Source organism: Poseidonibacter sp. (assembly GCF_041821165.1).
In the GTDB taxonomy this organism is placed as follows: Bacteria; Campylobacterota; Campylobacteria; order Campylobacterales; family Arcobacteraceae; genus Poseidonibacter.
Window position 1 is genome coordinate 1 of the sequence record NZ_JBGUES010000132.1, and the last position, 6,604, is coordinate 6,604.

Consider the following 6,604-nt stretch of genomic DNA (forward strand, 5'->3'; position numbering starts at 1 on the left):
ATATTTTATATTATTTATGATTAGCTGCAATTTTTTTCTCTTCTAATTTTTTATATAGTTCTTCAATCTCTTTATCATAAGAGAAATATTCATTAAATCCATCTAAATATGTATACGCTGTACTATTAAAATCATTGTCAATTAACTTAGTAACAAAGTCACAAAAATCATCTTTATTCTCTATTGCAACTTTTGTTGAAAACATAATATCTTCAAATGCAATTCTAAATGACCCTCTACTTTTAATCAACTTTTTAAAATCGTCATATTTAATAGCATCTAATGATTCAACAGTTGATGCATTTAAATCTTCTAAGATTCCCATCATTTTATCAATATCACCATCATATGCATTTACAACATTTTCAACATAATCAATAGCACCATCTAAATCATCTTTTTTCATAACACAAAAATAGTCATATAAAGATATAGCTTTTTCTTCATCTTCTGAGGCAATATCGCAAAATAGTGCATAAATAGGGTATTCTTTATTATCTGAAAAAAGTGACGATAATTGTGAATATAAAAATAAGGCTTTATCAAATTTTTTATCTAAAAAATATGCATTAGCTTTATTTAACAACCTACTTTCATTTATCATTAAATTTCCTCTAACTTATCTTCCATTCCATGTGGAACATTTATTATTTGTAAATCAGGATGAATTGCTGATTTTAATTCTTTTTCTACTATATATTTTAAAGTACTACTACTAGCACTACAACCAACACAAGCACCTTGTAATTGTACAAAAACTCTTGCATTTCTTATATCTAATAATTGAATTGCTCCGCCATCTTTTGCAAGCATTGGCGCAATTTTGTTTTCAATAATCGAACTTACAGGTGCTTGTAAGTCTTCATCAGTGAAGGGCATCATATTATTTACCTTTTTTTGCTTTTTGTTTAACTAAATAAATTCCAACAGCAGTAAGAGCTAAAATTACTGCTATTGTTTCAAATATAAATGTTAAAGTTACTTCTTCTTGAAACATTTTATTCCTAGTTTAATACTTCTTCACATCTAGTACAAAGACAATCTTCTTTTACTGCTGTGAATTTCCAACATCTTGGACATTTGTAATCAACGGCTTTAAATACTTCAAATACATTTCCATCAATTTCAAAAGAACCAAGTATATCACTATCTTGTTTAGTGTTTGTAATTGAAGAAACTAAGAACCAATCAGAAGCTTCAACAGCATCTAATGCTAATAAATCTTCACAAGTAGTATACATAGATAATTCTAATGTAGACTTGATTGTTTTATCTTTACTTAAAGCATCTTTGATTTCTGAGAATTTTTCTTTAGCACTTAATAAAATTTCTTCATTAATTGTAGTTGTTATTTCTGGTAATTCAACTTGCGGATAATCAAAAATATCTTTACAATCACCTTTTATAAATTCAGGTGCATACTCTAATAACTCATCCATAGTATAAGTTAAGATTGGAGATAAAGTAACAATTAATTTTTTAGCAATTAGTGCCATTGCACTTTGAGATGCTAATCTATGAATATCATTTTTATCATCACAATATAATCTATCTTTACAAACATCTAAATAAATACCTGATAAATCAACAACTAAGAAGTTATTTAATTTATTTAATCCTTTAGAGAATTCATAAACACTAAATGCAGCATGAATTTCATCAAATACAGATTTAGCTTTTGCTAATACCCATTTATCTAATGGACCCATTTTATCAACAGAAACAATCTCTTCTAAATCACTAACATTTGCAAGTAAGAATCTAGCTGTATTTCTGATTTTTCTATAAAGCTCTGCATTTTGCTTTAAGATATTATCAGAGATTTTTAAATCTGATTGATAATCACTCATAGCAACCCATAGTCTTAAAATCTCAGAACCATATTGTTTCATCACTTTATCAGGTGCAACAACATTTCCTTTTGATTTAGACATTTTCTCACCCTTCTCATCAACTGTAAACCCGTGAGTTAAAATTGATTTATAAGGAGCAATTTCAGAAGATGCTAAAGTTGTTAATAATGAAGATTGGAACCAACCTCTATGTTGATCTGAACCTTCTAAGTACATATCAGCAGGGAATGTACCAGCATCATAATTTCTTGATCTTAATACAGCATTTTGAGTAGAACCTGAATCAAACCATACATCTAAGATATCTTTAGTTTTTTCTAAATCATCAGGGTTAAGTCCACTTCCTGGATATAATAATTCTGAAATTTCTAAATCATACCAAGCATCACAACCTTTTTGTTCAAAAATCATAGCAGTATAGTTTAATACTTTTTCATCAAAAATAATCTCATCAGTTTTCTTATTTCTAAAGAATGCAATTGGAACTCCCCAATCTCTTTGTCTAGAAATACACCAATCAGGTCTTCCATCAAGCATAGATCTTAATCTATTTCTTCCCCATTCAGGATAGAAAGTTAAATTTTCAACAACTTTAAGAGCATTTTCTCTAAGTGTTTTATTCTCTTTACCATATTGGTCATCAATAGAGATAAACCATTGTTTAGTAGCTCTAAAGATAATTGGTGTATGTGTTCTCCAACAATGTGGATATGAGTGTCTAATATCTACTCTTTTAAGTAAAGCATCACCTAACTCTTCTAAAATAGAATCATTAGCTTTAAATACATTTATACCTAAGTATTTATCAGTATCTCTAAATAATTTTTCTCTTACAATTGTTTGGTCATATTTACCAAATGCATCAACAGGCATAATTACATCAAGACCATAAATTAAACCAACTTTATAATCATCCTCACCATGTCCAGGAGCAGTATGAACAGCACCAGTACCAGCGTCCATTTCAACATGTTCACCTAAGATAATTTTTGATTGTCTATCATTTAATGGGTTAATTGCATGAGTATTTTCTAATTCTTTAGGACATACATTTTCTACAATTGAACCTGAAATTACTTCATTTTCAATAAGTGAATTATATAATTTCTTAGCAACAATAAATTTATCAGATGTTAAAACATACTCTTCTTCACCATTTAAAGCAATACCAGTATTAGCAGGTAATGTCCATGGAGTTGTAGTCCAGATAATTACAGATGCATCTAATTTTTCATGTTTAAATGCAACATAAATTGATGGAGATGTTTTATCTTCATATTCTACTTCTGCTTCAGCAAGTGCTGTTTGTGCAGCCCAAGACCAATAAACTGGTTTTGATCTTTGAATTAATAAACCTTGTTTAGCAATTGCACAAAGTTCTCTGTAAATATTCGCTTCAAATTTAAAGTCCATAGTTAAATAAGGATTATCCCAATCAGCAATAACACCTAATTGTTTAAACTCTTCTCTTTGAATATCAACAAATTTAGAAGCATGATCTCTACATAATTGTCTTAATTTAGATTTTGGAAGTTCTTTTTTCTTAGTGCTTCCGATTTTTTCTTCAACTTTTTGTTCAATTGGTAAACCATGACAATCCCAACCTGGAACATATCTGATTGATTTTCCATCAAAATAGTGGAATTTGTTAATAATATCTTTTAAAACTTTGTTTAAAGCATGACCAATATGAATATGACCGTTTGCATATGGCGGTCCATCATGTAATGTAAAAGAAGGAGCACCTTCTCTATTACTTTTCATTCTGTCATAAACTTTTTCATCATCCCAAAGTTTATATTTTTTTGGCTCATTTTGAGGAAGATTCCCTCTCATTGGAAACTTAGTATTTGGTAGTAATAAACTGTCTTTATAATCCATCTGTATAGTACCTTCAATTATCATATTATTTATAGTTTTTCATTAAATCGTAGATTATATCCAATTTAGTTTAAAATTAAAATTATCAATAAATAAAAAGTAAAATTAAAAAAGCAGATGTACAACAATTGTACATCTGCTTTTTTAGCAATATTGACACAGTGTTACCAAACTCTATATTTTATTGTTATTTTGTACAAGTTTGTACTTTATTTATCTTAGATACAACTTTAGTATGATACTCTTCGAGCATAATTTTATAATATTAGGAACGATTGAATGAATGAAAAACATTATGAAGTATTAATTGTTGGTGGTGGTATATCTGGAGCTGCACTTTTCTATGAATTAGCAAAATACACTAACTCAAAAAAAATCTGTATGTTAGAAAAGTATGAAGCTTTAGCTACACTTAACTCAAAAGGAAGTAGTAACTCTCAAACAATTCACGTAGGTGATATTGAGACAAATTATACTTTAGATAAAGCAAAAATCACTAAAAGAACTGCGAAAATGATTGAAAAGTTTTGTTTACAGTATGATTTACAAGACAAAATTATGTTTAAACATCAAAAAATGGCTCTTGGTGTTGGAAAAGAAGAAGTTGAATTTATTACAAAAAGATACAATGACTTTAAAGAACTTTTCCCTTACTTAGAATTATGGGATAAAGAAACATTAAGAGAATTAGAGCCTAAATTAGTTTATGCTGATAAAGAACAAACAAAAGATAGACCAGAGCCAATTATTGCAATGGGTGCAAGAGATGAATATACAACTGTTGATTACGGTGCTATGACTGAAGAACTTGCTAAAGCTGGTCAAAATGCTGATTCATCGAAAGTTACAGATATTTTCTATAACTCAGAAGTTGAAGATATTGAAAAAACTGGTGATATGTATAAAGTAACAACTACAAATGGTGATGTATATACTGCTGATTTCGTTGTAGTTAATGCTGGTGCTCACTCATTATACTTAGCTCATAAAATGGGTTACGGTAAACATATGGGTTCTTTATCAATGGCTGGATCATTCTATATTACAAGTGGTGAGTTCTTAAATGGTAAAGTTTACATGGTACAAAATGATAAATTACCATTTGCTGCACTTCATGGAGATCCTGATATCTTAGAAGATGGTAAAACAAGATTTGGACCAACTGCTTTAGCTCTTGGTGTTCTAGAAAGATATAAAGGACTTAAATCTGTTGGTCAATGTATAAAAACAATGAACATAGATGGAAGCATTATTAAAATTTTCTGGGATTTATTAAAAGATTCAGAAATCAGAAACTATGTATTTAAAAACTTCTTATTTGAAGTTCCAGGTATCAATAAAGGTCTATTTGTAAAAGATGCACAAAAAATTGTACCTTCTTTAACAAAAGATGATATTGAATATGCAAAAGGATTTGGTGGAGTTAGACCTCAAGTTCTTAATAAAGATGAGAAAAAACTTATGCTTGGTGAAGCATCACTTAGCGAAGGTAATGGAATTATCTTTAATATGACTCCATCTCCTGGTGCAACTTCATGTTTAGGAAATGCACAAAGAGACATCAAAGTTGTTTGTGATTACTTAAACCTAGATTTTAACGAAGATCAATTCAATGCTGATTTAGTAGAAGAAGAAATAGCATAATTATTTTTTAAAGTAATAAGAGTTTTACTCTTGTTACTTTTCATTCAATAAATTTACCAAAATTATAAAACTTTATACTTCAATAATATATACTTATAGCCATTAAATTCATTTTAAGGCTATCTATCATGCAAAATACAACTTTTTCACAAACTAAGATGATTAAACTTCAAGATATGCTTAGAAAGCATAATAAAACAATTACAACAGCTGAATCATGTACAGGTGGACTAATAGCTCATATGATTACAAAAGTATCAGGTTCATCAGATATATTTAATGGAGCAATTGTAAGTTACTCAAATGAAATAAAAAATCAAGAATTAAATGTAAAAAATACAACTTTAGAAAAATATGGTGCTGTAAGTATTGAAGTTGTAAATGAGATGTTAGCAGGAGCTTTAAGCAAATTTAAAGCTGACTATGCAATTGCAGTATCAGGAATAGCTGGACCAACAGGTGGTACTGAAAAAAAACCAGTAGGTACTGTTGTTATTGGTTTTGAGTGTAAAAATATCGATAAAATCGTAGTTTCTAAACACTTTAAAGGTTCAAGAGAAGAGGTACAAGTAAAGGCTGCAAATTATGTTTTTGAAGAAATTTCAAAATTTATTGAAAAAACAATTGACAAATAAAAAAAAACCTATTATAATTCCAGTCCAATTTAAGTAGAACAATTTAAATTGAAAGAGTGACCCGTTAGCTCAGCTGGTAGAGCATCTCCCTTTTAAGGAGGTGGCCGATGGTTCGAATCCATCACGGGTCACCATTTATAAATGTTAAATAATTATGGTCCCTTCATCTAATGGTTAGGATTTTGGATTTTCATTCCAACCATAGGGGTTCGAATCCCCTAGGGATCACCAATAATATTACTTAACATTTATTCGGTCGATTAGCTCAGTTGGTAGAGCGCTACCCTTACAAGGTAGACGTCGCAAGTTCGAGTCTTGCATCGACCACCATTTTTAAGAATCTTATAACACAGTGGTGTTGATTTTTAAATCTTATTTTTGTGACTTCTATTTACAATTTATTGTATCTAGTATTTTTAAGCGCGGTAGTAGTTTAGTTGGTTAGAACGCCTGCCTGTCACGCAGGAGGTCGAGGGTTCGAGTCCCTTCTACCGCGCCACTTTTTATTTTATATGTGACCCGTTAGCTCAGCTGGTAGAGCATCTCCCTTTTAAGGAGGTGGCCGATGGTTCGAATCCATCACGGGTCACC

General features: G+C 29.8%; 5 protein-coding genes and 5 tRNA genes. 7 read left to right on the forward strand and 3 right to left on the reverse strand.

Annotation, left to right across the window (positions count from 1 at the left end; genetic code table 11):
• Window positions 1–10 precede the first annotated feature (10 nt).
• The 3 genes from ACERKK_RS09845 to ileS form a co-directional block, all read right to left on the reverse strand.
• Entirely contained in the window at window positions 11–604 is a 594-nt protein-coding gene (locus ACERKK_RS09845) for a hypothetical protein (RefSeq protein WP_373772914.1), read from the reverse strand.
• A complete protein-coding gene (locus tag ACERKK_RS09850; RefSeq protein WP_373772915.1) occupies window positions 604–882 on the reverse strand; it encodes a NifU family protein in 279 nt (92 codons plus the stop codon). Before ACERKK_RS09850 ends, ACERKK_RS09845 begins: the two co-directional genes overlap by 1 nt.
• A 122-nt stretch (window positions 883–1,004) precedes the next feature.
• Window positions 1,005–3,734, reverse strand: coding sequence for an isoleucine--tRNA ligase (ileS, locus tag ACERKK_RS09855; protein ID WP_373772916.1), 2,730 nt, complete (start codon window positions 3,732–3,734; stop codon window positions 1,005–1,007).
• Window positions 3,735–4,013: 279 nt separating this feature from the next.
• Here ileS and ACERKK_RS09860 point away from each other — a divergent pair, with 279 nt between their 5' ends.
• The 7 genes from ACERKK_RS09860 (at window position 4,014) to ACERKK_RS09890 (ending at window position 6,602) form a co-directional block, all read left to right on the forward strand.
• Complete coding sequence (locus ACERKK_RS09860) at window positions 4,014–5,378, forward strand: FAD-dependent oxidoreductase (RefSeq protein WP_373772917.1); 1,365 nt, start codon at window positions 4,014–4,016, stop codon at window positions 5,376–5,378.
• A 128-nt stretch (window positions 5,379–5,506) separates the two neighbouring features.
• Window positions 5,507–6,013, forward strand: coding sequence for a CinA family protein (locus ACERKK_RS09865; RefSeq protein WP_373772918.1), 507 nt, complete (start codon window positions 5,507–5,509; stop codon window positions 6,011–6,013).
• Window positions 6,014–6,071: 58 nt separating this feature from the next.
• Window positions 6,072–6,147, forward strand: a tRNA-Lys gene (locus ACERKK_RS09870).
• 22 nt (window positions 6,148–6,169) lie between these two features.
• Window positions 6,170–6,244 (forward strand) — tRNA-Glu (locus ACERKK_RS09875).
• Between the two features lie 23 nt (window positions 6,245–6,267).
• A tRNA-Val gene (locus ACERKK_RS09880) sits at window positions 6,268–6,343 on the forward strand.
• Between the two features lie 92 nt (window positions 6,344–6,435).
• Window positions 6,436–6,512 (forward strand) — tRNA-Asp (locus tag ACERKK_RS09885).
• A gap of 17 nt (window positions 6,513–6,529) precedes the next feature.
• Window positions 6,530–6,602 (forward strand) — tRNA-Lys (locus tag ACERKK_RS09890).
• Window positions 6,603–6,604 lie beyond the last annotated feature (2 nt).

Excerpts from the sequence above, each read along its gene's own strand:
- ACERKK_RS09865 (WP_373772918.1), top strand. The coding sequence starts at position 5,507 with ATGCAAAATACAACTTTTTCACAAACTAAGATGATTAAACTTCAAGAT.
- ACERKK_RS09850 (WP_373772915.1), bottom strand. The coding sequence starts at position 882 with ATGATGCCCTTCACTGATGAAGACTTACAAGCACCTGTAAGTTCGATT.
- ACERKK_RS09845 (WP_373772914.1), bottom strand. The coding sequence starts at position 604 with ATGATAAATGAAAGTAGGTTGTTAAATAAAGCTAATGCATATTTTTTA.
- ileS (WP_373772916.1), bottom strand. The coding sequence starts at position 3,734 with ATGGATTATAAAGACAGTTTATTACTACCAAATACTAAGTTTCCAATG.
- ACERKK_RS09860 (WP_373772917.1), top strand. The coding sequence starts at position 4,014 with ATGAATGAAAAACATTATGAAGTATTAATTGTTGGTGGTGGTATATCT.